This is a genomic window from Rhodococcus sp. T2V (assembly GCF_029269925.1).
GTDB lineage: Bacteria > Actinomycetota > Actinomycetes > Mycobacteriales > Mycobacteriaceae > Rhodococcus_F > Rhodococcus_F koreensis.
Genome location: NZ_JARJBD010000011.1, coordinates 85970 through 112520 on the forward strand (window position 1 = coordinate 85970; position 26551 = coordinate 112520).

The 26551-nt window shown below is 68.6% G+C and carries 24 protein-coding genes and 2 pseudogenes; 6 read left to right on the forward strand and 20 right to left on the reverse strand.

Annotated elements, in window-relative coordinates:
• Positions 1-33: 33 nt before the first annotated feature.
• The 3 genes from hypF to P3H15_RS12405 all read right to left on the reverse strand — a co-directional run bounded on the left by hypF (position 34) and on the right by P3H15_RS12405 (position 3329).
• Complete coding sequence (gene hypF / locus P3H15_RS12395) at positions 34-2340, reverse strand: carbamoyltransferase HypF (RefSeq protein WP_276137501.1); 2307 nt, start codon at positions 2338-2340, stop codon at positions 34-36.
• A 66-nt stretch (positions 2341-2406) separates the two neighbouring features.
• Positions 2407-2979 carry an ATP-dependent Clp protease proteolytic subunit gene (locus tag P3H15_RS12400; RefSeq protein WP_276137565.1) on the reverse strand — a complete coding sequence of 191 codons (573 nt, stop codon included), beginning with the start codon at positions 2977-2979 and terminating at the stop codon, positions 2407-2409.
• A gap of 80 nt (positions 2980-3059) precedes the next feature.
• Positions 3060-3329, reverse strand: a complete 270-nt coding sequence (locus tag P3H15_RS12405; protein ID WP_276137502.1) for a helix-turn-helix transcriptional regulator — start codon at positions 3327-3329, stop codon at positions 3060-3062.
• 42 nt (positions 3330-3371) lie between these two features.
• Here P3H15_RS12405 and lhgO point away from each other — a divergent pair, with 42 nt between their 5' ends.
• Positions 3372-4577 (forward strand): L-2-hydroxyglutarate oxidase, encoded by a 1206-nt coding sequence (lhgO, locus tag P3H15_RS12410; RefSeq protein WP_276137503.1) that lies wholly within the window; start codon positions 3372-3374, stop codon positions 4575-4577.
• A gap of 5 nt (positions 4578-4582) precedes the next feature.
• Here lhgO and P3H15_RS12415 read toward each other — a convergent pair whose 3' ends face one another.
• The 3 genes from P3H15_RS12415 to P3H15_RS12425 form a co-directional block, all read right to left on the reverse strand.
• Positions 4583-5179 (reverse strand): TetR family transcriptional regulator, encoded by a 597-nt coding sequence (locus P3H15_RS12415; RefSeq protein ID WP_276137504.1) that lies wholly within the window; start codon positions 5177-5179, stop codon positions 4583-4585.
• Positions 5169-6692, reverse strand: a complete 1524-nt coding sequence (locus P3H15_RS12420) for an MFS transporter (protein ID WP_276137505.1) — start codon at positions 6690-6692, stop codon at positions 5169-5171. Before P3H15_RS12420 ends, P3H15_RS12415 begins: the two co-directional genes overlap by 11 nt.
• Before the next feature lie 77 nt (positions 6693-6769).
• The gene (locus P3H15_RS12425; RefSeq protein WP_276137506.1) at positions 6770-8167 is read right to left on the reverse strand and encodes a cytochrome P450; all 1398 of its coding nucleotides are present in this window, start codon (positions 8165-8167) and stop codon (positions 6770-6772) included.
• A gap of 98 nt (positions 8168-8265) precedes the next feature.
• On the opposite strand from P3H15_RS12425, the gene P3H15_RS12430 reads away from it, so the two are divergent.
• The gene (locus P3H15_RS12430) at positions 8266-8850 is read left to right on the forward strand and encodes a TetR/AcrR family transcriptional regulator (RefSeq protein WP_276137507.1); all 585 of its coding nucleotides are present in this window, start codon (positions 8266-8268) and stop codon (positions 8848-8850) included.
• 32 nt (positions 8851-8882) lie between these two features.
• Here the strand turns inward: P3H15_RS12430 and P3H15_RS12435 are convergent, their stop codons facing one another.
• Positions 8883-10418, reverse strand: a complete 1536-nt coding sequence (locus tag P3H15_RS12435; RefSeq protein ID WP_276137566.1) for an acetyl-CoA hydrolase/transferase family protein — start codon at positions 10416-10418, stop codon at positions 8883-8885.
• A gap of 377 nt (positions 10419-10795) precedes the next feature.
• Here P3H15_RS12435 and P3H15_RS12440 point away from each other — a divergent pair, with 377 nt between their 5' ends.
• Positions 10796-11578, forward strand: a complete 783-nt coding sequence (locus P3H15_RS12440; RefSeq protein WP_276137508.1) for a class II aldolase/adducin family protein — start codon at positions 10796-10798, stop codon at positions 11576-11578.
• A gap of 28 nt (positions 11579-11606) precedes the next feature.
• Here the strand turns inward: P3H15_RS12440 and P3H15_RS12445 are convergent, their stop codons facing one another.
• Genes P3H15_RS12445 through P3H15_RS12455 form a run of 3 tightly spaced genes read right to left on the reverse strand, consistent with a single transcriptional unit; the run spans position 11607 to position 14708 of the window.
• Positions 11607-12566: a C-terminal binding protein gene (locus P3H15_RS12445; RefSeq protein ID WP_276137509.1), complete on the reverse strand. Its 960-nt coding sequence runs from the start codon at positions 12564-12566 to the stop codon at positions 11607-11609.
• The gene (locus P3H15_RS12450) at positions 12563-13198 is read right to left on the reverse strand and encodes a TetR/AcrR family transcriptional regulator (protein WP_276137510.1); all 636 of its coding nucleotides are present in this window, start codon (positions 13196-13198) and stop codon (positions 12563-12565) included. Before P3H15_RS12450 ends, P3H15_RS12445 begins: the two co-directional genes overlap by 4 nt.
• Positions 13199-13226: 28 nt before the next feature.
• Complete coding sequence (locus tag P3H15_RS12455; protein ID WP_276137511.1) at positions 13227-14708, reverse strand: sodium:solute symporter; 1482 nt, start codon at positions 14706-14708, stop codon at positions 13227-13229.
• 182 nt (positions 14709-14890) lie between these two features.
• Here P3H15_RS12455 and P3H15_RS12460 point away from each other — a divergent pair, with 182 nt between their 5' ends.
• Positions 14891-15781 carry a LysR family transcriptional regulator gene (locus P3H15_RS12460; RefSeq protein ID WP_072938885.1) on the forward strand — a complete coding sequence of 297 codons (891 nt, stop codon included), beginning with the start codon at positions 14891-14893 and terminating at the stop codon, positions 15779-15781.
• A 7-nt stretch (positions 15782-15788) separates the two neighbouring features.
• Here P3H15_RS12460 and P3H15_RS12465 read toward each other — a convergent pair whose 3' ends face one another.
• The 6 genes and pseudogenes from P3H15_RS12465 to P3H15_RS55755 form a co-directional block, all read right to left on the reverse strand.
• Positions 15789-16124, reverse strand: a complete 336-nt coding sequence (locus tag P3H15_RS12465) for a WhiB family transcriptional regulator (protein WP_276137512.1) — start codon at positions 16122-16124, stop codon at positions 15789-15791.
• Positions 16125-16247: 123 nt separating this feature from the next.
• Positions 16248-18242: an acetoacetate--CoA ligase gene (locus P3H15_RS12470; protein WP_276137513.1), complete on the reverse strand. Its 1995-nt coding sequence runs from the start codon at positions 18240-18242 to the stop codon at positions 16248-16250.
• A complete protein-coding gene (locus P3H15_RS12475; RefSeq protein ID WP_276137514.1) occupies positions 18232-19155 on the reverse strand; it encodes a VOC family protein in 924 nt (307 codons plus the stop codon). The genes P3H15_RS12470 and P3H15_RS12475 overlap by 11 nt, the downstream gene beginning before the upstream one ends.
• A gap of 28 nt (positions 19156-19183) precedes the next feature.
• The gene (locus tag P3H15_RS12480) at positions 19184-20050 is read right to left on the reverse strand and encodes a fumarylacetoacetate hydrolase family protein (protein ID WP_276137515.1); all 867 of its coding nucleotides are present in this window, start codon (positions 20048-20050) and stop codon (positions 19184-19186) included.
• 22 nt (positions 20051-20072) lie between these two features.
• The gene (locus P3H15_RS12485) at positions 20073-20849 is read right to left on the reverse strand and encodes an FAD-dependent monooxygenase (protein ID WP_276137516.1); all 777 of its coding nucleotides are present in this window, start codon (positions 20847-20849) and stop codon (positions 20073-20075) included.
• 73 nt (positions 20850-20922) lie between these two features.
• A pseudogene (locus P3H15_RS55755) lies at positions 20923-21855 on the reverse strand (FAD-dependent monooxygenase); the annotation flags it as partial.
• Between the two features lie 176 nt (positions 21856-22031).
• On the opposite strand from P3H15_RS55755, the gene P3H15_RS12495 reads away from it, so the two are divergent.
• Entirely contained in the window at positions 22032-22733 is a 702-nt protein-coding gene (locus P3H15_RS12495) for a GntR family transcriptional regulator (protein ID WP_276137518.1), read from the forward strand.
• 1 nt (position 22734) lies between these two features.
• Here P3H15_RS12495 and P3H15_RS12500 read toward each other — a convergent pair.
• A pseudogene (locus P3H15_RS12500) lies at positions 22735-22938 on the reverse strand (hypothetical protein); the annotation flags it as partial.
• Here P3H15_RS12500 and P3H15_RS12505 point away from each other — a divergent pair.
• Positions 22929-23435, forward strand: coding sequence for a hypothetical protein (locus P3H15_RS12505; RefSeq protein ID WP_276137519.1), 507 nt, complete (start codon positions 22929-22931; stop codon positions 23433-23435). The pseudogene P3H15_RS12500 and the gene P3H15_RS12505 overlap by 10 nt on opposite strands.
• Positions 23436-23486: 51 nt before the next feature.
• Here P3H15_RS12505 and P3H15_RS12510 read toward each other — a convergent pair whose 3' ends face one another.
• From P3H15_RS12510 to P3H15_RS12520, 3 genes are read right to left on the reverse strand one after another with little or no spacing between them, the layout of a single operon-like run.
• Entirely contained in the window at positions 23487-24149 is a 663-nt protein-coding gene (locus tag P3H15_RS12510; protein WP_276137520.1) for an IclR family transcriptional regulator, read from the reverse strand.
• 37 nt (positions 24150-24186) lie between these two features.
• The gene (locus P3H15_RS12515; protein WP_276137521.1) at positions 24187-25335 is read right to left on the reverse strand and encodes a CaiB/BaiF CoA-transferase family protein; all 1149 of its coding nucleotides are present in this window, start codon (positions 25333-25335) and stop codon (positions 24187-24189) included.
• A 12-nt stretch (positions 25336-25347) separates the two neighbouring features.
• Positions 25348-26499, reverse strand: a complete 1152-nt coding sequence (locus P3H15_RS12520; RefSeq protein ID WP_276137522.1) for an acyl-CoA dehydrogenase family protein — start codon at positions 26497-26499, stop codon at positions 25348-25350.
• Between the last annotated feature and the right edge of the window lie 52 nt (positions 26500-26551).

Here is a 26551-nt window from a genome sequence, read left to right on the forward strand (position 1 = left end):
CGTCCCGGGCCGTCCGGTCGGGGGCTGCCGACGTCACGGTCCGCGCATGGTTGCCGCGGCACCGATCACCGCCTGGCCGAGGGAGAGTCCTCCGTCGTTGGGAGGTACCCGGTGGTGGGTGAGGACTCGATAACCGCTGCTCTCCCAGTGTGCTCTCACCAGTGCGAGGAATAAACGGTTTTGAAAGACTCCTCCGGTCAGCCCGATCGTCGACGCACCGGTCGCGGTGGCGGCCCGGTCGACGAGGTCGGCGGTCGCGGCGGCGAGGGCATGGTGGAAGCCCAGCGCGAGCGCCGCGGGCGGGGTTCCGTCGCGCAGACTTGTGACAAGGCCGGACACCAGAAGAGGCAGTGTGAGCTGGTCGTTCTCCACCTGCATGGTGAGGGACGCGGGATGCGGGGCGGTCCGGGCGAGGGCCTCGAGTTCGATGGCCGCCTGCGCCTCGTACGTGACCCGGTGCCGGACCCCGAGCAGCGACGCGACGCCGTCGAACAGGCGGCCCGCGCTCGTCGTCCTGATGCACCCGACACCCGAGACGAGTTGCGATTCCACGGCCGCGCGTTCCGCGGCGGGGATCGCCTCGATACAGGGCAGCCGGTCCACGTCGTTGATGCCGCACTCGTGCAGCAGCGCCAGAGCCACCCGCACCGGATTCCGGACGGCCGCGTCGCCGCCCGGCAGCGAGAACGGCTGCACGTGTCCCACCCGCCGCGAGTCGAGGACGTCCGGGCCGACGAGGAGGAGTTCGCCGCCCCACACGGTGGTGTCGCAGCCGTACCCGGTCCCGTCGAACGCGACGCCGAGCACCGTCGTGCCGACCAGTCCGTGTTCGGCCATCAGCGATGCGACGTGCGCGTGGTGGTGCTGGACGGTGAGCAACGGGACGCCGGTGCTGTCGCTGTAGCGCCGGGCCCAGTGGTGCGTCGAATAGCCGGGGTGCCGGTCGGCGACCACGGCCTCCGGGGTGATGCCGTGCAGATGCGTCAGCTGCCGCACCGATGTCTCGAAGGCGCGTTGACTCTCCAGGCTGCCCATGTCTCCGAGGTGCGCCGAGCAGAACGCGTAGTCCTGCCGGGTCAGGCAGAAGGTGTTCTTGATCTCCGCGCCCACCGCCAGGATCTCCGGGCCCTGCGCGGGCAGCACCACCGGCAGCGGCGCGAACCCGCGCGAGCGCCGGATCGGCAGCACCGCCCCGTCCGCCACCGCGAGCACGGAATCCTCACACGGTACCGCGATGCGGCGGTCGTGCATCAGGAACACGTCGGCGATGTCCCGCAAGCGGGTGCGGGCGTCGTCGTTGTCGAAACACAGGGGTTCGCCGCTGAGGTTGCCGGACGTCATCACCAGCACCCGCGGTGGTTCGGCGTCGCTGCCGGGGGTCGGGGTGAACAGGAGATGATGCAGCGGGGTGTAGGGGAGCATCACGCCGAGGTCGTCGATCCCGGGCGCGATGCCGTCGGCGATCGTGGCCGTATTCCGCTTGTGCAGCAACAGAATCGGCCGGGCGAAATGCCGTAGCAGCGCACTCTCGGATTCGGAGATCTCGCACAGTTCGGCGGCGACGGACAGGTCCGCGGTCATCACCGCGAACGGCTTGTCCGGGCGGTGCTTGCGTGCCCGGAGGGTCGCCACGGCGGACGCGTCGGCGGCATCGCACACGAGGTGGAACCCGCCGAGGCCCTTGACCGCCACGATCCGGCCGCCCCGCAACGCCCCCTGCACCGCGGTGAGCACGGCGTCGTCGCCGTCCACCCGGCGACCGTCGATCTCGGCGAACAGGTGCGGGCCGCAGTCGGGGCAGCACACCGGCTGGGCGTGGAACCGGCGATCGGCAGGGTCGCGGTACTCGGCCAGGCACGCCGCGCACAGCGGGAACTCGGCCATCGTGGTGTTCGGCCGGTCGTAGGGAAGGTCGGTGATCACCGTGAACCGCGGCCCGCAGTTGGTGCAGTTGACGAACGGATGCCGGTACCGGCGGTCGTGGGGATCGGCCAGTTCGCGAAGACAATCCGCGCACGTGGCCACATCCGGCGACACCAGCGTCCGTGCCCCGGGGACGTGCCTGCTGTCGATGATCCGGAACGACTCGTCCCCGCGCACCGGCACGGGCTGGACCGTCGCGTCGACGATCACCGCCATCGGCGGCGCGTCCGTGCGGAGCCGGCGCACGAACTCCGACACCGACGCCGGCTTGCCCTCGATCTCGACGAACACGCTGACGTCGTCGTTGCCGCAGTGGCCGTGCAGCCCCAGGTCACCGGCCAGTCGCGCGACGAACGGGCGGAAACCGACCCCCTGCACGACCCCGTGGACCGTGATGCGCGATCGTTCGACCGTCATCCTCGGATGATTCCCCCGCCGAGGTGCGGGGCGCAAGAGCCGCACCCGCGGGTTCGGGCTGAAGGATCACTCGCCTTCGACGGAGCGCGCACCGGTGATCGTGTCGATCAGCCCGTAGTCGCGGGCCTCGTCGGCGGTGAGGATCCGGTGGTCCCGCATGTCTGCGACCACCGTCTCGACGGATCGCCCACAGGAGTCGGCGATCCGCTGCTGCAGCCTCCTGAGTTGCTGCTCGTGCTGTTCCGCGGCGAGGGCGACGTCCGACGCCGCACCGGTGCAGGACGTCCGCGGTTCGCGGAGGTGGAACGTGGCGTGCGCCGCCGCCGTCCGGCGGTCGGCAGGCGCGAGGAGGGCGATCGCCGTTCCGCGGACGTCGCCGCGGCAGTGCACGTGCAGCCGGACGCCCATCAGGTCCAGGGTGTCGAGGAGCGTGGCGGCCGCGTCGACGTCGGCGTCGACGCCGTGCAGCCACAACTGGACCTCGTCGTCGCCGGACGCGTCGAGCAGCGCCAGCGACGCCGCCGCGCGGTTCACGGCCTCCGCGTCGAGCCGGCCGGCGAGCGAGACGATCCGTCTGTCGAACAGGCGCTCGGCCAGCCAGTCGGGACCACCGGTAGCGCCGACGGACGTGACGGGCATCGGTGCGGCCGGCTGCCGGGGGTCCGGCTGCCAGGGCGTGTGAAACGGCGGGACCGACGGTGGGGTGGGTGGTGGCCAGATCATGGTGACTCCCGGTGCGGTGAGATCGTCCAGTCGACCGTCCGGCCCACGGCCTCGGCATACCGTTCGAGCGTCGACAGCCGGGGATCGACGTCGCCGCGTTCGAGCCGTGCCACGGCCGACTGCGACGTGCCCATGTGGGCGGCGATGTCCGTCTGCGTCAGACCCCGCTCGCGGCGGGTGGTGACGAGTTCGTCCAGCAGCGCTCGACGCCGATCGGACAGGTTCCCCAGTCCGGGAAAAGACGTGCGTCGAGGGGTGGTCGACATACCATCGATGGTATCTCGAAAACGGTATACGGAGGGGTGCTCATGGCGAAGGTTCGTGCGGCCGTCATCGGCGGCGGCATCATCGGTCTGGCGGTTGCCCGGGAACTTCTGCACCGGATGGACGCCGTCGAGGTGACGCTGTTCGAGAAGGAGTCGCGGGTCGCGGCCCACCAGACGGGGCACAACAGCGGCGTCGTCCACGCCGGTCTGTACTATCCGCCGGGCAGCCTCAAGGCGCGCCTGTGCCGCCGCGGCGTCACCCTCCTGCAGCAGTACGCGCAGGACAAGGGTGTGGCCTACGAGGAGTGCGGCAAGGTGGTGGTCGCCCACGACGCGTCCGAAGTGGGCCGGATGGACGCCATCTTCGACCGGGCGGTGGCCAACGGGGTCCCCGCTATCCGCAAGATCGCGGGGGCGGAGATCCCCGAGATCGAACCGCACGCCCGCGGGGTCGCCGCCGTGCACTCGCCGCACACCGCGATCATCGACTACGTGGCGATCGCGGAGGCCCTCGCCGCCGACATCGCCGCGGCGGGCGGACGCGTACTGCTCGGCCGGGAGGTCGTGGGTCTGGACAGCCGGGCGTCGGAAACGGTGGTCGCCACGCGGGACGGCGGCGAGGCCTTCGACCTGGTGGTCACGTGCGCCGGACTGCAGTCCGACCGGGTGGCGCTGCTGTCGGGTGAACCGCGATCGCCTCGGGTGGTGCCGTTCTTCGGCGACTACTTCCTGCTCGAGCCGGAGCGGTCTTCGCTCGTGAAGGGGCTGATCTACCCGGTCCCGGATCCTCGGTACCCGTTCCTCGGTGTCCACCTCACCAAGCGGATCGACGGACGAATCATGCTCGGGCCAAACGCTTTTCTCTCCCTCGGGCGGGAGGCGTACGACCGTCGGGGGTGGTCGGCCTCGGACGTGCTGTCGGCGGTCGGGTTCCCCGGATTCTGGCGGTTCGCCGCGCACAACACCGCGGCGGCGGTCCGCGAGGCCCGCACCGTTCTCAGTACGGGTCAGTTCGTGAAGGAGGCGCAGAAGTACGTGCCCGATGTGCGGCGCTCCGACGTCACCCGCGGCCCCCGGGGCATCCGCGCCCAGGCGATGAACGCCGACGGCAGCCTCGAGGACGACTTCGTCATCACTGGGGGACACCGCGTGACCCACGTCCGGAACGCGCCATCCCCGGGTGCGACGTCGTCGCTCGCCATCGCCGAACACGTCGTGACGGAAGTTCTCGCCCGCGCGGCCACCTGACCGGTCTACGACGTGGTGTCCCGCCCGAGCGGCAGTCCGTCCTCGAGGAATTCCAATGCGCGCAGGGCGAGCGGCAGATTGCCGGGAAGCTGATCGGCGACACCGAGGACGACGCCGACGATGGCCCCGGCGAGCGCGCGGACCTCGAAGTCGTCGGCGGTGCGCCCGACCCTGCGCGCCGTGACGCCCGCGATCATGTCGATGCTGCGCACCATCTCTTGCATGATGGCCCCGCGCAGTTCCGGGACCGAATACATCAGTTCCTGACGCGTCCGCTCGAACTCCATGTCTGCCTCGGACAGGCCGGCGAAGACGGACTCGGCCGCCTTCCGGAACGCGGTGATCAGCGGGACGTCCGGCGGTTGCGCCTCGATGGCCTCGATCATGGGCGGATCGAGATCGTCGGCGAGGACCAATTGTTCTTTGGTGGGGAAGTAGCGGAAGAACGTGCTCGGCGACACGTCCGCGGCCTCCGCGATCTGCTCGATCGTGGTGTCGGCGTAGCCCTGTTCGTGGAACAGCCGAAACGCCTCGGCGCGGATGGTCAGCCGGGTGCGCGCCTTCTTCCGCTCCCGCAGGCCCGGTCGGGCATCAGTGGACATGTACCGATTCTGACTCATCCTGCTCCTGGGCCGGGGTCTCGCGGGGCGTGAAACGCGCTGCGAGCACGACCGCGACGGCGCAGATTCCCGCGCAGATCCACAGCATGAGGCTCATCCCGGAGACGAACGACGCCTGGACGTGCGCGAGCATCGACGGGTCGCCGATGGTCTTGGCCACCGCGACGCCGGCGTTGACGCCGTCACGCACCGGATCCACGTCCAGTTCGCCCAGTTCGGACCGGTACCGGGTGGCGAGGACGGTGCCGAGCACCGCGACCCCGATCGTGCCGCCCGCCTGTCGCAGCGCCTGGATCAGTGCCGAACCGGAACCGGACCGTTCGGCGGACAACGCCCCCAGGGCGGCTCCCATCGCAGCGGGCATCACGAAACCCATTCCCGCGCCGACGAGTGCGATCCACGTCGCGGTGAACCAGTACGCGGAATCGACGGACGTCAGGGCGCCGGTCGCGAGACCCGCGGTGAGCAGTGTGAACCCGATCGTGATGACCGGCCGGGCGCCGGCCCGCCGAAGCAATTGGTCGCAGAGCCGGGTCCCGACCAGCAGTCCGCCGATCAACGGCAGCAGGCGGAGGCCGCTGCCCAGCGCGTCCACTCCGAACACGGCCTGAAAGTACTGCGGCACCGTGAACAACAGCCCGAACATCCCGAAGTTGACGAGCGTCGTGAAGATCGTGCCCCAGCGGAATCCTGGGCTGGCGAACAACGACGTGTCGATCAGCGGATGCCGTGACCGCCGTTCCCACATCGCGAACAGCCCGAGCACGACCACGGACGCCGCGATCGACGTCAAGGCCAATGCGTCGCCCCAGCCGTCCTGGCCGGCCTTGATGAAACCGTAAGTGAGACTGAGTAGTCCGAGCGAAGACAGCACGGCGCCGAGGTAGTCGGTGGTCGCCCGCTCCTCGCTGCGTGATTCCGGCACCAGGGTTGCGACGGCGATCGCGCCGACGACGACCAGGGGCACGTTGATCAGGAACACGGATCCCCACCAGAAGTGCCCGAGCAGCCAGCCGCCGAGGATCGGGCCGAGGGGCAGTCCGATCGCGGTGGACGTCACCCAGATGGTCAGTGCCCGCGACCGTTCGTCCGCGTCGGGGAACAGGACGGGCAGCACGGCCATCGAAAGCGGCATCATCACCGCGGCTCCCAGTCCCAGCAAAGCGCGTCCGGCGATCAGCTGGCCCGACGTGCTCGCGTAGCTGCAGAGCAGCGACGCGGCACCGAACAGGACGAGTGCGCCGAGCAGCAGTTTCTTGCGACCGTACCGGTCGCCGAGTGCCCCGGCAGGCAGGAGAGCCGCGGCGAGGACCAGGGTGTACGCGGAACTGAACCACTGCAGGTGTGAGTTGTCCGCTCCGAGATCGACCGCCAGTGTGGGCAGCGCCACCGTCAGGACCGTGATGTCGAGACCGATGGTCAGCATGGCCACGGACAGGGCGCCGAGCGCCCACCAGCGGCGCGGGGTGACTTCGATGACCGTCGTTTCACTCATGACAGCTCCACTCGAAAGAAAGTTACTATATTTTGATAGTAACTCTCACTTTGCGGCTGTCAAGGGTTCGGCAGTGCTCAGCGTCGGCGTAACCGCAGCGTGAATCCCTCCGGCATGAGGGTGAGCCGCTCGGCGACCTTCAGCTGATAGTCGCGGTCGCCCGTGATGTCGTACCGGCGCAGGATCGTGCCGAGAACCAGGACCGCCTCGTGGAGGGCGAACTGTCGTCCGATGCAGGCGCGCTCACCGGTCCCGAACGGCTTGTACACGTGCGCGGGACGGGACCGGATGCGCTCGGGCAGGAAATGGTCGGGGTCGAACGCCTCCGGGTCGTCACCCCACACGGGGTCGCGGTGCAGCGCGGGGATGAGGACGAGGACCCAGTCGCCGACCTTCATCGGGTACTTGCCGACGAGGGTCGTGTCGACCGTCGCCTCCCGGCCGTACGCGGGCGCCGTCGGCCACAGCCGCAGCGATTCGTCCAGCACCCGGCGCACGTAGCGGAGTTTCGCAACCTGCTCGAACGCGGGTTCCTCGTCGCCCCATACCGCATCGACCTCCGCCTGCGCCTTCGCGAGGACGTCGGGATGCCGCGACAGGTAGTACAGGGCGAACGACAGTGCACCGGAGGTCGTTTCGTGTCCCGCGACCAGGAACGTCACCACCTGGTGGCGGATGTTCAACTCGTCGATCCGGTGGGGGTCGTTCTCCCGGGCTGCCCGGAGCATGAGTTCGAGCAGGTCCTCGGGGCCGGCCTCGGCGCTGTCGCGGCGGGCGCGGATCACCTCGTCGACGACCTCGGCCATGTGTTCCAGGTTGGCGACGTTGCGGCGATCCGACCGCCGGACCAGCAGGCGTCCGAGCGCCGTCGACTTCACGAACGTGGTGCGCTGCGAATGGCTGAGCGCACCGACCATCGCCTGCACGAACGGGTGCGGGCGCTCGCGTCGGAAGGAATCGAAGGAATAGCTGAACCCCGTCCGCCCGATGGTCTCGAGCGTCAGCTTCGTCATGTCGGACGACACGTCGACGGGGGAGCCGTCCACGCGCTCGTCCCAGTGCTCCGTCAACTCGCCGGCAACGTCGAGCATCGTGCGGTGATACGAGCGCATCGCGGATTTCGTGAACGCCGGCGCGAGGAGGTTGTGCGCCTTGCTCCAGTTCGGCTCGTGGTTGTAGGCGGTGAACAACCCGTCGCCGCCGACCTCGCGCAGCGACGCGACACCGGGTGCCAGGTGCTTCGCGAACCGGGATTCGTCGGAGAGTTCCGCGACCATGTCGGCGCCGGACGCGAACACGAACCGGTTGCCGAGAATGTCGCGTTCGAAGATGGGCCCGAGTTTTCTGCCGAGCTCCATCGAATTCTGCACGGGAGTGCGGATACTGATCCCGAACACGTCGCCGAAGACGGGAAGCCGCCATCGGGGATGCGGGATGGTCGCCTCCGCCGTGGTGTGCAGTGATCCGACGCTCATTGTCGACCCCCGTGTCGATGTGGCCCGCGTTACTGAATTGATGTCTAGTACGCAAGGTACGCCTTACTGAACCGGTGTCAAGCAGTACGGTGGCTGGCATGACCAGCGCCCGCCGTCGACTCGCCCCCGAGCAGCGGCGCGCGCAGTTGCTCGACATCGGCGCGCGGCTGTTCGCGGACCGCCCCTACGAGGACGTGTGGATCGAAGAAGTCGCGGAACTCGCCGAGGTGTCGCGCGGATTGATGTACCACTACTTCCCGACCAAGCGGGATTTCTTCGCCGCGATCGTCGAACGCGAATCCGAACGACTCCTCGACGTGACGGCCCCCGACTCCACACTCCCCGTCGAGGAACAGGTCGCGGCCGGACTCGACGCGTACTTCGAGCACGTCGCGAGCCACCGGCACGGAGTCCGGGCCATCAACCGCGGCGCGCTGTCGGCCGACGCCGACATCCGGGCCATCGTCGACCGGGAACTCGACGCCCAGCAGCGCCGCATCGTCGACGCGCTCGATCCGCCCACCGGCGAGCGGGAACTCGTCGGCGTCGCCGTGCGCGGCTGGATCGCCTTCGTCCGCGCCGTCTGCATGGACTGGCTCGACCACCCCTCGATCGCCGAGAGCGAGCTACGGGAACTCTGCCTCCGCTCGCTCCGCGGCATGCTGGGTGGACGGCTCGACTGAGCCGAGCTCAGCGTCCGGCTCGGCCTTCGGGTCTACCGGGCGCGGCCGTCCTGGAGTCGCATCGAGCCGGACTCGATGTACCGCTGGTGGAACGAGAACGCCTCCCCGAGCAGGTGCGGCGTCTGGCCGGCTCCCGGGGTGGCCTTCGCCCGCTCGACGTAGTCGGTGAGCAGCGGCCGGAATTCCGGATGTGCGCAGCGCTCGATGATCACCCGTGCCCTCCGGCGGGGCGACAACCCACGCAAATCGGCGAGGCCCTGCTCGGTCACCAGCACCTGGGTGTCGTGCTCGGTGTGGTCGACGTGCGGGGTCATCGGGACGATCGACGAGATCGCCCCGTTCTTCGCGGTCGACGGGCTGAGGAACATCGACAGGTACCCGTTGCGCGCGAAGTCCCCGGAACCGCCGATGCCGTTCATGATCTTGGTGCCCATCACGTGTGTCGAATTGACGTTCCCGTAGACGTCGGCCTCCAGCATCCCGTTCATCGCGATGATGCCCAATCGGCGGACAACTTCGGGATGGTTGCTGATTTCCTGCGGGCGGAGCCGGATGTGCTGCCGGTAGAAGTCGATGTTGGAGGTCAACTCCTCGATCCCGCCCTCCGAGAGCGCCAACGCGGTAGCCGACGCAAACCGGACGGTGCCGTGCTTGATCAAGTGCAGCATCCCGTCCTGGATGACCTCGGAATAGCAGGTCAAGCCACGATACGGGCCCCGATCGAGCCCACCGAGTACGGCATTGGCGACGTTTCCGATGCCCGCCTGCAGTGGCAGCAGGGTATTTTCCGGGAGCCGCCCACGTCTCACCTCGTGGTCGAAGAAGTCCAGCACGTGTGCCGCGATCGCCTCGCTGACCGCATCCGGCGCCGTCAGCGCACTTGCACTGTCGGGGGCATTCGTCTCCACCACCGCAACGACCTTGGCGGGGTCCACCCGGTAATGCGGTTGCCCGATGCGGTCCTCGACGTCGGTGAGTTCGATAGGCCGGCGGTGCGGGGGCAGCGCTGTGCCGTAGTAGATGTCGTGAATTCCGTCCATCGCGTCCGGAACCCACGAGTTGACCTCGAGAATGACCTTCTCCGCGACGTCGAGCCACGTCTTGTTGTTTCCGACCGACGCGGAGGGGATCAGCTCGCCGGTCTCGGTGATGCCGGAGACCTCGACGACCGCAACGTTCACCGCGCCGTAGTAGCCCTCCCACACCTGCTGCGCAACGTGCGAGAGGTGGATGTCGACATAGTCCATCCGTCCCTGGTTGATCCTCTGCCGTGCAGTGGATTCCGCCTGGTACGGCATCCGCAGGGCGATTCCGTCGATCTCGGCGAGCATCCTTTCGGTCTCCGTCGACACGGATGCCCCGGTCAGCAAGTCGATGGTGAAATTCGCGCCGGCTGCGCGGGTGGAGTGAATCCGATCAGCCAGGGCCGGGATGACCGCCTTGGGTGTCCCTGCGCTGGCGAAGCCGCTGACTGCGACGGTGTCACCCGGACCGATGGCCTTCACCGCTTCCTCCGCCGACGTCACCTTCTGCTGGAACGCCGAATGTCGAATCCGACTCGACTGCAACGGGGACGCGGGATCACTGATCTGGAGGCTCACGGCGGCCAGTGTAGAAGTGAGCGACGTGATGCGAACACCCGAAAGTTCGTCGGATCACATCCGGTGTTCGCCACTGTCCGCCGTCCGCGACCGTTCGTCGCGGCGGGCCCGCCGCTCGTCGGTTCTGCGAGGTCGCCCGTCGAATCGCGCACGCGGGCACCTCGCATTGTGATTCTGGTCACACGACGAGCGCTTGCCGTGCAGAAGTTCGGCGATCACGCCGACGGGTCTCGATTCCCGGAGTTCGACGTCCGGGCGGTATGGGATCGGCAAAACGCTGGCACTTAAATAAATCAGTTGATACATTTAAGCCGAAATCCGTTCCGTGATCAAGGAGATCCCGCATGAGTGCACCCACCGTTACGTCGCAGGGCCGGGCGAATCCGGTGAAGACCGAGACGGAACTGCGTCGTGAGCTCGCGGCGGTGTACCGGCTGCTCGCGCATTTCAAGATGACCGACCTGATCTTCACGCACGTCTCGGTCCGGCTGCCCGGGCCCGAACATCACTTCCTCATCAACCCGTACGGGCTGCTCTTCGAGGAGATCACCGCCTCCAACCTGGTGAAGATCGGACTCGACGGCGAACTCGTCGAACCGTCCGAATATCACGTCAACCCGGCGGGATTCGTGATCCACGGCGCGATCCACGAGGCCCGGGCGGACGCGCAGTGCGTGCTGCACACTCACACGAAGGCCGGGTGCGCGGTGGCCGCACAGGAGCACGGACTGCTGCCGCTCAACCAGATCTCGATGGAGTTCTACAACCGGGTCGGCTACCACGACTACGAGGGCATCGCGCTCAACACGGCCGAACGCGCCCGGTTGGTCGAGGACCTCGGCGACCACCCCGCGATGATCCTGCGCAATCACGGTCTGCTCACCGTGGGCGAGTCCGCCGCCGAGGCGTTTCTGCGAATGTTCTACCTGGAGAAGGCGTGTGACATCCAGATCGCTGCCCAGGCGTCGGGCGACCTGCGCGTGCCGTCGCCCGAGATCGCCGAGCACACCGCGCGGCAGTTCGCCGGCGAGGCCACCGACGACTACGCCGACGACCAGGCCTACGAGATGGCATGGGCGGCGCTGCTGCGGATGCTGGACCGGACCGCCCCCGACTACAAGGACTGAGCGGCGCCACACGGACTGGCAGGCGCGATCACATCCCCGGTGGAGCAACGACTCCCACCGGGGATGCGCCTGTCAGGACCGCGGCGACGTTGCGCGCCGACTGCTCCGCCAGCGTGCGCGCGACCTGCGGCGAGTACCACGCGGCGTGCGGGGTGATCACGAGATTCGGGATCTGCAGGATCGGATCATCCTGTGCCGGTGGTTCGTTCGGAAGAACATCGACGGCCGCCCCGGCCAGGTGCCCGCTGCGCAGCGCTGCTCCGAGTGCGTCGTGGTCGACGAGATCGCCACGGGAGACATTCACCAGATACCCGCCGGGCCGCATCGTCGTCAGCGCACGCTCGTCGATCAGCCCGCGCGTCTCGGGGGTGAGGGGAACGTGCGGGCTCAATACGTCGGAGCGGCGCAGCAGTTCCTCGAACCCGACCACCTCGATGCCGTCGGCCGCCAATTCGTCCGCCCGGTCGCCCAGCCCCCGCCCGCTGACGAGGACGGTCATGCCCACGGCCCGGGCACGGAGCGCGAACGCACGGGCGATCCGGCCGAAGCCGTAGAGGCCCAACACGGTTCCCGCGATGCGCCGCGGCACCGCCGCGGTGACGTCCCATTCGCCGGCACGCACGGAGCCGTCGAGGGTGTGGGTGGATCGGATCAGTCCGAGGGTGAGCGCGAACGCGTGGTCCGCGACCTCCTCGGTGCAATAGTCGACGGCCCGCGTGACCCACAGGCCGCGTTCGTGCGCCGCCGACACCGGCAGGTGGTCGTACCCGGCGGAGGTGGCCGACAACAGGCGCAGATCCGGGAGTTCAGACAGGTGACGCGACTCGAGTCCGGTGTTTTCCGGACCCACCAGCAGGGCGACGACACCCGGTCCGGACGGAAACTCGGACTGATGGATAACCTCCGCGGAAATGCCCGCGGCGGCAAGAGAATCGGACAGCACTTCGGCCGGAATGAAGTCGTCGAGGACGACGACACGGTCGGTCATGTGCCCACCGCTCCCGCTTCTTCGGTGGTGCGCCGCACGGCGGCGTCGACGCAGCGGGCGGCCGCGTCCCCGGTGCTGATCGCTTCCATGACAACGGGATCCAGAATGGCCTGCAGTGCAAGCCCGTCGGTCAGCGCCACCAGTGCGACGGTGACGGCGTCCGCGTCGAGGTCGGCGGAGACGATGCCCTCCCGCTGTGCGGCGACGACCGCCTCGCGCACGACCCCGCGCCAGCGGGCGAGGAAGCCCGCGATCTCACCGCGGGCCGTGTCCTCGGCCGCCCCCTCCGCATAGAAGAACAGGAAGACGCGGGTCATCGCGAGTCGGCGTTCGTCGAGCGGCAGGATGCTCGCGGTGATGTTCCGCAGCTTCTCGATCGGACCGGCGCCCTCCTCTTCGAGGATCGCCCGGTACAACTCGCCCTGGATGTCTCCGGCGCGGCGAAGCGCCCCGAGGAGCAGTTCGTGCCGGGATCCGAAGTAGTGGTTCAGCACTCCGGTCGACCATCCGCTCTCCTCCGCCACCGCTCGCGTGGTGACGGCGGAGATTCCCTCCCTGGCGATCAACGCGAGAACGGCGTCGGCGAGCGTTTGTCTCCGCTCGTCGTGGTCGACGATCTTCGGCACGATCATTCCTCCCGGTAGTACGCGCTGTCGCCAATCAGGCTATCGGTGCCGGGGCCCGCTCCGGTTCTTCCTCTTCCTCGGCCTTTCCCGACACTCGCGCGTTCCACACGGACATCACGTTCGCCGGGGTGGGTTCGGTGAACAGGCTGGTCGCCACGAACACCACCAGTGCGCTGACGAGTCCGACATACACCGGCTCGTTGGCCATGACGTCGCCGACGACGAACATCGTGGCGATGGTCGCGAGGGTGCCCACCGCCATGGCCGCCATGGCCGCGGTGCCCGTGGCGCGCTTCCAGACCAGCCCACCGAGGATGGGGACGAGGAGTCCGCCGACCAGGATGTCGTAGGCGATGGTCAGCGCCGACACGATGTCGTTGATGAGCGCGGCGATCACGATGCTGACGAGGCCGATCACGATCACGTAGAGGCGGTTGCCGCGCACGTCGGCTTCCGGATCGGACGTGTCCAGTTCGGGCCGGGTGCGGCCGAAGATCTGGGCGACCAGCGGAAGCACGTCCTGCCGCGCGACCGTGGCGGTCGCGATCAGTGCGCCGGACGCGGTCGACATCATCGCGGCCACCGCGGCGGCGAGGACGATGCCGCTGAGGCCGACGGGCAGGACGTGCACGGCGACGTCGGCGTACACGTCGTCGGACGAACCGATGTCGGGCATGAGGGCGGATGCGGCCAGACCGATGAGTGCGCCCGCGACGCCGTACAGCAGGCAGTAGATGCCGGCGGTGACGCCGCCCCACCGCGCGACCTCCGGCGACTTCGCGGTGAACACGCGCTGCCAGATGTCCTGTCCGATGAGGATGCCGAGGGTGTAGACGACGAAGAACGTGATGATGGTGCCGGTGCCGATGGTGCCGAGCGAGAGTGCCTGCTCGCCCACACGTTCCTTGATGCCGGCGTACCCGCCCGCCTTGCTCCAGGTGAACGGCAGCAGCAGGACGAAGACGCCGATGGTCTTGATGACGAACTGGACGACGTCGGTGAGCGTGATCGACCACATGCCGCCCATCGCGGAGTAGGCCACGACGATGAGGCCGCCGAGGACCACCGACAGCGTCCGGTCGAAGCCGAACAGCACATTGAAGATGGTGGCGTAGGCAATCGTGGACGTGACGGTGAGCATGAGGGTGTACGCCATCATCACGAGACCGGACGCGCCGGTGGCGTCGATGCCGTACCGGAGTCGGAGCATCCCGGAGACGGTGTAGACCTTCAGGCGCTGGATCCGCGCCGCGAAGAGCAGGCTGAGCAGCAGCACGCCGGCGGCGATCGACACGACCAGCCACATTCCGGAGATGCCGTACTTGTAGCCGAGGCCGACGCCGCCGACGGTGGAGGCGCCGCCGATGACGACCGCAGCCATCGTGCTGGTGTAGAGGAATCCGCCGAGGCGGCGGCCTGCGACGAGGTATTCGCTGGAGTTGCTCGCCCGGCGTTTGCCCCACCAGCCGAATGCGAGCATCGCGCCCAGGTAGATCAGGATGATGGTGATGTCCATGGTGCGTCCTTCACGTGTCCTAGCGGATCGGTCGGTGCCGGTCTCGTCAGACCGTTGTCCTAGACCGTAGGAGAACATTGACGTGAAATAAATCACTTGATACAAATAATCACTTCAGAAAATCGTGAAGTAATGATGCGAGCCAGCTCACACCCTGTTTTCGACCCTCCCGAAGGAGCACGATGCGCAGTTCGCTGCCCGATCTGAAGCTCCTCCAGATCTTCGCCGCCGTCGTCCGGCACCAGGGATTCGCGCCCGCGCAGCAGGAACTCGGACTGTCCGCCTCGGCGATCAGCACGTACATGAGCCAGCTCGAACGCCACCTCGGCATCGTCCTGTGCCACCGCGGCCGCGGCGGATTCGGCCTCACCAGCAAAGGCGAGCTCTACCACAAGGAATGCCTCCGCATCCTGGGGGAGCTCGAGGGGTTCGAGCGTTACGGCGCCGCGCTGCAGGGCGAACTGCGGGGCACCCTCACCATCGGGGTTCTCGATTCCACCGTCACCGACGCCACCCTGCCGCTCGCCGACGTGATCGGCGTGTTCAGCAAGGATCATCCCGCCGTCTACCTCGACCTCAAGATCCAGACCCCGCACGAGCTGCAGGTCGGGGTGCTCGACGACCGGATCGACGTCGCGGTCGGCGCGTTCGCGTCACCGATGAACGGCCTCGTCTCCCAGGCGCTGCACCGGGAGCAGCACTGGCTGTACTGCAGCGACAAGCATCCGCTGTTCGGCAGGAAGCGGGTGCCGCCCGAGGTCATCACGCAACAGCGGATGGTGACCCGCGGCTACTGGTCCGAGCAGGAACTCGCCCGCCAGGGATTCCCGCAACCCTCGGCGACGGTGGAGAACATGGAGGCGCAGCTCATCCTCGTGCTGTCCGGCGCCTACATCGGCTACCTGCCCGAGCACTACGCGGAGTACTGGGTGGACCGGAACCGGCTGCGCCCGATCCTGCCCGCGTCGTTCGGCTACCAGGCGCCGTTCTCGCTGATCTACCGGCGCGGCCGGGCCCGCGAACCGATGGTCCTCACGTTCCGCGAGTTCGTCCGGACCAGCATGGACAGCTGACCGTCGCTCACGGGGCGAGAGCATGGTGCAGCAGTGATGCCACGGCGGAGGTCTCGGCGTTGCGCATGGTCCAGCGTTCTCGCTCGGTGGTGCCGCCCCAGATGCCGAACCTTTCGCCGGCACCCAGCGCGAAGGCACGGCACGGTGCGAGCGCTGGGCAGGTGCCGCAGATAATTTTCGCGCGCCGTTCCCGGCGGGTGCGATCGCCGGTGGATTCGCCGTCCCGCCCGAAGAAGAGGGCCGGTCCGTAGAAGCTGCAGGCACCACGATTTCGCCAGCTGATGTCGTCGGCGGTGTGTGGGTTCTTGCTGTTCACGGCGGCGAGCACTGCGTGATCGGGCATAGGAACCTCGTGTGTCGGGCCCTCGACGGGCGTCTGGGACTGTGGGACGGGCACCTGATCATGTCGCCACCGAGGTCGGACTGTCCGGGTCGATCGGATGGCCGACCGGGCCCGGACCGCCGGTTACGAGGTGCGAGAAATGCCAGTGTGCAGGGACTCCTTTCGTTGGGCTGCGATCGGCACGAATTGCGCGAGCATGGCGGCGTCGTCGAGTGCGGCCGGGTTGGCGACGGTCGATAGTGCGGCGCCCTGGAGTACTCGCTTGATGGGGACTTCGAGGCGTTTGCCGGTCATGGTGTGGGGCAGCGCGGGCACGGCGATGACGTCGTCGGGCACGTGGCGGGGGGAGACTTCGGACCGGATCCGGCCGCGGATTCGGGCGACGAGGTCGGGGGTGAGGTCGTGTCCGTCGGCGAGGACCACGAACAGGGGCATCCAGTAGCCGCCGTCGGGCTCCTCGACGCCGACGACGACCGTGTCGGCGACTTCGTCGAGTTGGTCGACGACTTCGTAGATTTCGGCGCTGCCCATGCGAACGCCGTATCGGTTCATGGTGGCGTCGGAGCGGCCGTGAACGATGACGCCGCCGCGGGAGTTGACGGTGACCCAGTCGCCGTGGCGCCACACGTCGGGATACGTGGAGAAGTAGGCGTCGCGGTAGCGGGCTCGGTCGGGGTCGTTCCAGAAGTACAGCGGCATGGACGGCATCGGACGAGTGACGACGAGCTCGCCGACCTCGTCGGTGACGGGTTGTCCGTGCCCGTCCCAGGCTTCGAGGGCCACGCCGAGTAACCGGGCCTGCATCTCGCCGGGGTGCGACGGGAGGGTGGGTACGCCGCCGGCGAACCCGGAGGCGATGTCGGTGCCGCCGCTGGCGGCGGCGAGCCAGGTCGTGGGCAGGGTGTCGTGGATCCATTGGGCGGTGCCTGCGGGTAGTGGTGAGCCGGTGCTGCCGAGGCCGGTCAGCTCGAGGTCGTAGGCCGAGCCGAGGCGGGTGCCGTCCTTGTGGGCGGCGGCCAGGTACGCGGCGCTGGTGCCCAGGAAGGTCAGCTGCTCGTCGGCGGCGAGCTGCCAGAGGGCGCCGGGGTGTGGCCAGGCGGGGCTGCCGTCGTAGAGCACGATCGTGGCGCCGAGGAGCAGGCCGGAGACCTGGATGTTCCACATCATCCAGCTGGTGCTGGTGTACCAGGCGAAGCGGGAGGAGGCGTCGAGGTCGAGGTGGAGGCCGAGGAACTTGAGGTGCTCGAGGGTGACGCCGCCGTGGCCGTGCACGATGCCCTTGGGCCGGCCGGTGGTGCCGCTCGAGTACAGCACCCACAACGGCTGGTCGAACGGCACCGGCGTCGTGTCGAGCCGGTGGCCACCCTGGGTGAGAGTGTCGAAGTGCTCGGTGCCGGGTGGCTGGGCGGCGCCGAGGTGCGACACCCACACGGTGGTCCGCACCGAGGGCAGCAGGCGCCGGAGTTCGTCGTTGTGGGTGGAGCGGTCGTGTTCCTTGCCGGCGTATCGGTAGCCGTCGGCGATGAACAGCACGGTGGGTTCGAGCTGGCCGAGGCGGTCGGCGGCGCCGTCGGGCGAGTACTCCTGGGAGCACGCCGACCAGGTGGCGCCGACGGCGGCGGTGGCGAGGAACGCGACGACGGTGGCGGTGATGTTCGGGAGGTAGCCGACGACACGGTCACCCGGGCCGATGCCCTGGGTTCGGAGCCAGTGCGCGAGGGAGGCGACCTGGTTGCGGAGCGCGTCGCGGGTCACCTCGTGCCGGTGCCCGCCCTCGGAGACGGCGACGATCGCGGTCTGTTCGCCGGTGTGGCGGAGCGCCTGGTCGGCGTAGTTGAGGGTGGCGTCGGGGAACCACGCCGCGCCCGGCATCCCGTCGTCGGCCAGCACTTGTGTTGCCCGCCGGGCGAATCGCACGTCGAAGAAGTCGGCGACCGCCTGCCAGAACTCTTCGAGTTCGGTGGTCGACCAGCGCCAGAGCTCGTCGTAGCTGCCGAACTCGCCGCGTCCTTCGGCGGTCAGCCACCGCTCGAACGCGCGGATCTGTGTTCGGGCGGCGGCGTCCGGCGTCGGGGTCCACGCCGGCAGCGGGGCGGGTGCGGGATCGTCAACCGGCATTGTGGGCCCCGGTCATCATCGCGGCGACGTCCTCGGGCATGAGGAAGGACGGGGGCGGGGGCGGGCCCCAGTTGAACAGGCTCCTGGCGCCCTCCCACACTCCCGGTTTCCAGAGCGCGTCGTCGACGATGCAGTCGATGTCGGAGTAGTACTCGGAGAAGTTCCCGGCCGGGTCCTTGAGGTACCAGAAGAAGTTCGACCCGATGTGGTGGCGGCCGAGACCCCAGACGTGGCGCTCAGGATTGTCCTCGAGCATCGCCATTGCGCCGCGGCCGATTTCGTCGATGTCGTCGACCTGCCAGGACGTGTGGTGCAGGAAGTTCACCGGTGCCTGCTGGACCAGCACGTTGTGATGGTCGGTCGAGCACCGCATGAACGCGGCGAGGGACGGCACGGTGTCGCTGATCTTGAAGCCGATGCCCTCGGTGAAGAATCGCTGGGTCGCGGCCTGGTCGGTGGACCCGATGACCACGTGCCCGAGCTTGTGGGGGGCCACCGGGCCTTCGCGCTCGATGCCCGGCGCTCGCACGTTGACGCGGTCGATTCGGCCGGGCCCGTTGTACGGCGTGGGCTCGACACGGTCCTGTTCGATCCGCGGCGCGACGGAGACCACGGCTTTGAAGCCCGCGATCGGTTCGATCGCCGTCAGGGCGTTCCCGGAGCGGTCCGACGTCAGGTCGAGGGCGGCGAGCTGCCGGTCGATGCGGTCGAGGTCGTCGGGATCGTCGACACCGATGCCGATCTCGACCAGCTTGCGCTGCGCCGAGTGGGTGATCCGGAACTGTTCCCCGCCGTCGGAGGTGGCGAACGCGTTGCCGCCGAGGGGCGTCAGCCCGAAATCGGTGTAATAGGCCGCCGTCGCCTCGACGTCGGGGACGCCGATCGTGATCGCGGTGAGTCGGTGCAGAGGCATGTCCTGTCCTTTCTATCCTCTATCCGGCTTACGACGCTGCGGCCGTCGTGTGTGGCTGCCCGGGAACGCACTTCTGGCGCAGTTCACCGAGGCCCTCGATCCGGGTCACGATCTCCTCGCCGGCCCGGAGGAACCGCTTCGGGGTGCGCCCGCCGCCGACACCGCTGGGCGTGCCCGTGAAGATCAGATCGCCCGGAAGCAGCGGCAGCACGGCGGACAACCGTTCTATCAACACCGGAATCGAGAAGATCAGGCCGCTGGTGTGGCTGTGCTGCACCTTGTCGCCGTCGATGCTGCAGCTGATCTCGAGGTCCGAGGGGTCGGCGAGCTCGTCGACGGTGACCACCGCGGGACCCACGGGCGAGAAGCCGGGGAACGACTTGCCGAGGCTGAATTGCGGCGCCGGAGGAACCAGCTGCCGCGTCCGTTCCGAGAAGTCCTGGCCGATGGTGAGGCCGGCGACGTGGTCCCAGGCGTCCTCCGCCGAGACGTTCCGAGCGGCGCGCCCGATCACGACGACGAGCTCGGCCTCCCAGTCGACGGTATCCGTCGGCAGCTCCAGATCGCCGACCGGACCCGCCAGGGACGTACGGAATTTCGTGAACACGGGCGGCTCCACGGGGAAGTCGAGTCCCGACTCCATTGCGTGTTCGCGGTAGTTGAGGCCGATGGCGAAGATCTGCGCGGGCTCCGGTACCGCCGCACCCAGATCCGACTCGTCGTACGCGGCGCCGTCCGGGAGCGCCGCACTTTTCGCCCAGTCCGTGAACTCGGCCCAGTGGGCGTACACCGCCGTCGGGTTCGGCCCGAACCGTCCGGCACTGGCCCGCTCGACATCGACGGCGCCGGACGGCGTGAGGAGCGTCAGCCGCCCCGTAAGGTTGGCGATTCGCATGTTCTCGTCCTTCCTTTCCCGCTCAGCGCAACTCGGTCGCGAGGACCGTGTTCAGCGCGTCGCGCAGTGTGGCCTCCGGGTCGTCGACGGCGCCCATGGAGCGGAAGGCGACGTAACGGTCCGGCCGGACCAGCAGGGCGCCGTCGTCGGAGATCTCCCGGTTCTTCAGGAAGGAGAACCGGACGTCGACCAGGTCGGCGTCCAGGATGCCGACCGTCGCCGCGACGAGGGGCAGATCGTTCTCCGCCGCGATCTTGTTCGCGGCTTCCACCCACGCCCCGCCCCCGACTCCGGCGAGGACGAGGAACTTGCCGCCGTGGACCAGCGTTCCCAGCGGGAACCGTTCGCCCTCCCGCTCGACGTAGGCGTGCGGGAGCGGTGCGCCGGGCTGCGTGCTGGGCTCGTAGAGCCGCACCTCGTCCAGCGGCACGTAGGCGGGGCTGCCGTCCGGCACCACGGCGGTGGAATCGTATCGGTAGCCGAATTCCGTGTTGTGGTGGTGGAACTCGATCGTCTGGGACGCAACGGCACGGTTGACGGCCTGCCGCTTCGCGGTGGACAGCGGTCCGTCGTGCCACAGCGGGGCGAGCTCGGCCCAGTTCTGCTCGGGCGTGTACTCGGGCGACAGGTTGAGCGCCTGGTCGATCGTGTTGTGGTTCATCGCGTTGGCGATCGCGTTGTCGATGTTGTTCTGGTCGACGGGCTTTCGCTCGTCCTCGTAGGTGTCGAGCAGCGCGTCCCCGGCTCGGCCGGCGAGCACGGCCGCCAGCTTCCAGCACAGGTTGTAGACGTCGGCCATCGCAGAGGTCAGGCCCAGACCGCCCGTCGGGGGGGTGACGGTGCGCGGCGTCTCCGGCGATGAAGACCCGTCCTACCCGGAACTTGTCGGCGATGACGCCCTCCATCACCCACGGGCTGATCTTGTGGACCTCGACGGGGTGGTCGGCGGGGAGGCCGAGGGTGGCGAACATCCGCTCGAGGACCTTCTCCTGGCGCATGGCGTCGGGGTCGTCGTTCGCGTACTGCATGTGGAAGACCCACTCCTCCGAGGCGGGTCCCCAGTGGTCGGGTCCCATCGGGACCAGGACACCGGACCACGAGCCGCCGAAGTCGGGGTTGACCAGCCAGCGGATGAGCACGTCGTCGTCGGTGGCCCACTGCGAGAGGTCCGTGGTCATGTGCACCGAGACGAGCTTCATGATGTCGCGCGGGCCGTCGAGGGTGACCCCGACCTTCTTGCCGACGGTGCGGCCGCCGTCGGCGGCGATGACGTACTGCGCCCGCACGGTGTACTCGCTGTCGGCATCCTTGTCGCGGATGGTCGCGGTGACGCCGCCGTCGTCCTGGACCAGGTCGAGGAGTTCGTGGTTGAAGCGCACGTTGCCGGGATTGAGCTTCTCGGCGTGGTCCCTGAGGACCGGCTCCAGGCGAATCTGTGGCAGGTTGCAGGTGCGGCGCGGGCTGGCCGCGACGTAGTCGGGGTCGGTGTAGCCGCCGCCCCACACCTCCAGCACGCCGAGTCGCTTGCCGTAGTCCTCGTGCTTGCCGGCGAGTCCGGCGTACCAGCCGGTGGCGCGCATGTTCTCGGCGGGCGTGCTGCGCTTATAGATCTCGGGTGCCACACCGGCCTCGGTGAGGATCTCCATCGCGCGCTGGTTGAGCACGTGCGCCTTCGGAAGCTTCGACGTGGTCGGCAGCGCGCTCACCAGCAGCGACTCGACGCCGAGGGTGGACAGGGTCATCGACGCGGTCAATCCGGCGCCTCCACCGCCGACGATCAGGACGGGAACTTCGATGACGGACATGGGGGTGCCTCCTCGGGCTGGGTCAGGAGTGTGCGACGGCCCTCCGCGGGGGAGTGACCTGGGCCACCGTGGTGGTCGTGGTCACAGTATGCACACACGAACGTCGGCAAATCAAGTAAAAAAAGATATCTCTACCAACAATCGCTGAACTGCCAGGATTCGGTTATTCTCGTTCCATGACCCTGAGCACCGAAAAGGCGACACTTGCCGAGACGGTTCACGACAAGCTCCGCGACGAACTGCTCCGCGGCGAGCTGCCGCCGGGCTCGAAGGTGCACATCAGCGAGACCGCCGCCCGGCACGGCGTGAGCCCCAGCGTGCTGCGCGAAGCCCTGACCCGGCTCGCCGAACGCGGACTCGTCGTCGCGATGCCGCAGCGCGGATTCACCGTCGCCGCCCTCTCCGTCGGGGACCTGACGGACCTGACCCGGGCACGCACGCTGATCGAGGCGATGGCCCTGCGGGAGTCGATCGCCGACGGTGACCTGAGCTGGGAGTCCAGCGTGCTCGCGGCGCACCACCGGCTGCAGCGCACGGCGATGATCGACGACGACGGGGACGTCAGACCGGACTGGTCCGAGGCCCACCGGCAGTTCCACCACGTGCTTCTCTCGGGCGGGACCAGCAGGCGTTTGACGTCGATCGCGGACGGCCTGCGGGACTGCTCCGACCTGTACATCCACTGGTCCCGGGTGCTCGCGCACGACGACCACCGCGACGCCGCCGCCGAGCACCAGCAGATCGCCGACCTGACCCTCGCGCGCGACGCCGACGGTGCCGCCGCCGCCCTCGTGGCCCACATCGAACGCACCACGGAGGTTCTGATCGGCTACGCGAACGCGGTGGCCTCGACCGCGGACGGCTCGGCAACGGCCTGATTCACATCGCCGGCACGAACACCACCAGGCGGTGAGTGGGATCGTCGACGGCCTGCAGCACCACCTGGTCCAGCTCGGCCTCGGCGCCGGAAGCGGTGCGCAGCCGCACCCTCAGCCGAACGTGCGGCCGCACGGCGTCGTTGCGTTCCCACATTGTCGCGAACTCGGGGCTCGCGGCCAGAAGGTCGTCGATCCATGCGCCGGTGGGATGCCGGACGGGGCGCTGGTACGCACGATTCCGATCACGGTCCGTCGCATGGCGCCGTCGCGGACTGGAACGCGGGTGGTGAAGGGGGCTCGTCCGCGGCGCACCGCGGCAACGCGTTCACCGCGGTGGTCGAACCCGCCGCCGGGAAGTACAGCGCCTGTGTCGGACCAGCGGACCGATACGTCGAAGTGCGCGAGCCGAGCCACGGCTATTACTACTACGACGAGACCGGCGAGTTCTGGACGGTGCGCCTGCTGGATCATCCGGCGGCGGTCGTCGACGATGCCCTCGACACGGCCGCGACCGCGGTTGCACACGCCCGCACGGCACTGGAATCCCTCGGCCGCGACCTTCCGCGGGCCGAGCGATGGCTGCAAGAAGCGTCCGAGTCACTGATCTCTGCGCGCACCGACGACACGCCGGATCAGGCAGCGCGGTCGGTGGTGATGGCGGAATCGTCGCGGCGCCTGCGCCTGGCGTGCAACGCGCTGTGATTCCGCCGACCCGGTCCGGTCCCGCCGGCGTCGCCCGGTGTCACGCGCCGATCACGTAGCGGGGGAGCCGAGTTCCGCCGACAGCGCACGGCAGTGTTCGACGAGGACGAGGCCGTGCCGCGCGCAGACTGCGTCGTCGAGGCGGAACGTCGGCCCGATGACGCTGAGCGCACCCACGATCCGCCCGACCGCGTCGTAGATCGGGGCCGCCACACCCGTCGAGTGGTCCTCGATGGTGTCGTGGGCGATCGCGTATCCCTCGCTCTGCAGGTCGCCCCGCAGCGCGGCGCCGACGGCCGTGCCGTCGAGCGGCACCGTCTGCCCGACCCATCCCATGTGCCGGATGGCGTGGGTGCCCTCGATCTGCGCGAGATACAGGGCGGTGCCCTTCGGGCCGTGGGTCGACAGGTACGTGGATTCGCGGGTTCCCTCCGCGATCGCGACCATCGCGGGCCGGGCCCGGGACAGCAGCTGGTTGTCGCTGATCGCCCGGGCGCCGATCTGGAGAAGCCGCGGCCCGGCCCGATACACGTTGTCGTCGCCGCGGACCAGGAACTCGCTCTGCTCCATGCTGCGGATCAGGCGCAGCGCGGTACTCGTGGCGAGACCGGCGGCCTTCGCGGCGTCACCGAGCGTCAGCCCGCCCTGCTCGGTGATCGCGCCGAGCAGTTCGAAGGTGCGGCTCGCGCTGCGGGTCACATCTCCGGGGGCCATGGGTTCTCTCCTGACGGTCGCGGGTGTCGGCGTGAATCTACCGTGCGGAGATCTCGGACAGCAGGGGCTTCCGGTGTTCGTCGAGCAGCGGGCTGCGGCGGACCCCGGGGCGTGCGCTGTCGCCGAACACGACCGGCTGCCGGACGTAGTCGATGGTTCCCGCGACGGGATGCTCGAACGATTCGACGAGTCCCCGGTGCCTGCTCTGCTCGGACGACAACGCCTGTTCGACGTTCCAGATCTCGGAGCTCGCCAATCCGGCCGCGCCGAGGATCGCGACCACCTCGGCGACCGTCTTGTCCTTCGCCCAGATCTCGATCTCGGTGCGCAGTGCGGGTTCGTGATCGGTGCGGGAGGTGTCGTCGGCGAACCGGTTGTCGCCGAGAAGGTCTGCGCGATCCATGGTGTGCGCGAGCTTCTCGAACCCCGACTGGCTGGCGACGGCGAGGACGAACAGGCCGTCCGCCGCCCGGTACGTGTCGAACGGGGTGGAGACGGGATGCCGATTGCCCACCCCTGCCGGCGCGACCCCGGAGGCCTGCAGCTGACTGTGCGCGGTGGGCAGCATCGCCAGCATGCTGTCGAACATGGCGACGTCGAGGTGTTGCCCCACACCCGATTCCCGGGTGCCGACGAGGGCGGAGCTGATGCCCCACGCCGCGAACAGTCCCGCGACGAGGTCGCCGAACGATTCACCGAGCCGGGTCGGGCCGGATTCGGGGGAACCGGTGATACTCATGATTCCCGACATCGCCTGCACGACGAGGTCGTAGGCGGCCGCGCCCGCGAGCGGCCCGTCCTGCCCGAAACCGGAGATGGACGCGTAGACGAGCCGGGGGTTGCGGGCGTGGACGGTGTCGTAGTCGATGCCGAGCCGGGTGGTCACGCCGGGCCGGAAGTTCTCGACGAGGACGTCCGCCGTGTCGATCAGGTCGAGCAGGACGGCGCGATCCGCTTCGTCCTTGAGATTGAGTGCCAGTGAGCGCTTTCCGCGGTTCAGCACGTTGAAATAGATGCTCTCGCCGTCGCGGAACGGGCCGAGGTGCCGCGAGTCCTCGCCGGCGGCGGGCTCGATCTTGACGACGTCGGCGCCGGCGTCCGCGAGCAGCGCCGTGCAGTACGGCCCGGCCAGAACACGGGAGAGATCGACGACGCGGATGCCGTCGAGGGGAGGGAGGGTAGGCATGACGAGCCCTTCTCAGAATTCGGTCGAGCGCGGCGACGGCGCGTTGGCGGCGATGGTGAGCAGCTGGATCTGCGAGGTGCCCTCGAAGATCCGGAGGATCCGGCAGTCGCGGTAGAGGCGTTCGATCTCGGATTCGCGCATGAACCCGGCGCCGCCGTGAATCTGCACGGTCTGGTCGACGATCGAGAAGCAGGCCTCCGTCGCCACGTACTTCGACACCGACGCGGCGCGGCGCAGGTCGGCTCCGGCGTCCTTCACGTCCGCTGCCCAGTCCGCGGTGACCCGGGAGGCGACGAGTTGTGCGTCGCACGCACCCAGCAGCAACTGGATCGCCTGGAATTCGGCGATGGGGTGTCCGAACTGTTTGCGCTCGGCCGCATAGGACCGGCCCAGTTCCCAAGCGCGCAGCGCGATTCCGTTCGCCATCGCGGCCACGTCGATGCGGGCGCGGTTGAGGGCGGTGAGTGCGATGTTGCCGCCGCGCCCCTCCGTTCCCACCACCGCGTCGTGGGGCAGCACCACGTCGTCGAGGTACACGGTGTAGGTGGGCGCCGATCGGATGCCCAGCTTGTCCTGGGGCTCCGAGTAACTCACGCCGGGAGTGCCCTGCGGGAGGACGAACGCGGTGATGCCGCGGAAGCCTGCCGACGGATCGGTCTTGGCGAAGAGGACGACGAGGTCGGCCTCCTTGGCGTTGGAGATGTACGTCTTCGACCCCGACAGGTGCCACCCGTCGTCCTCGCGCCGTGCCGTCGTGCGCATCGACGCGATGTCGGAGCCGGCGTCCGGTTCGGTGAGGGCGAACCCGGCGAGCAGTTCACCGGAGGCGAGCCGGGGCAGCCACCGGCGCTTCTGCTCCTCGGTTCCGCCGACGAGGATCGGCTCGAGCCCCAGGTAGTGCGCGGTGTAGATCGAGGCGAGGGCGGCGTCGGTGCGGGCCACCTCCTCGATGGCGATCAGCTGGGTCTTGGTGGACAGGCCGAGTCCGCCGAACTCCTCGGGCACCGAGATGCCCATCAGGTCCTGTTCGCCCAGTCGCTTCACCAGGTCCGCCGGGAACTCCCGCGTCTCGTCGCGGAACGCGGCGCCGGGGTGGATCTCACGGTTGGCGAACGCGCGGACTGTGGAACGGAACTCGGCGGCATCGAGCAGCTGATCGGTCACGGGAACTCCTGTCGGAAGATCGAAATTGCCATCTAGTGAAATAGCAATGCCA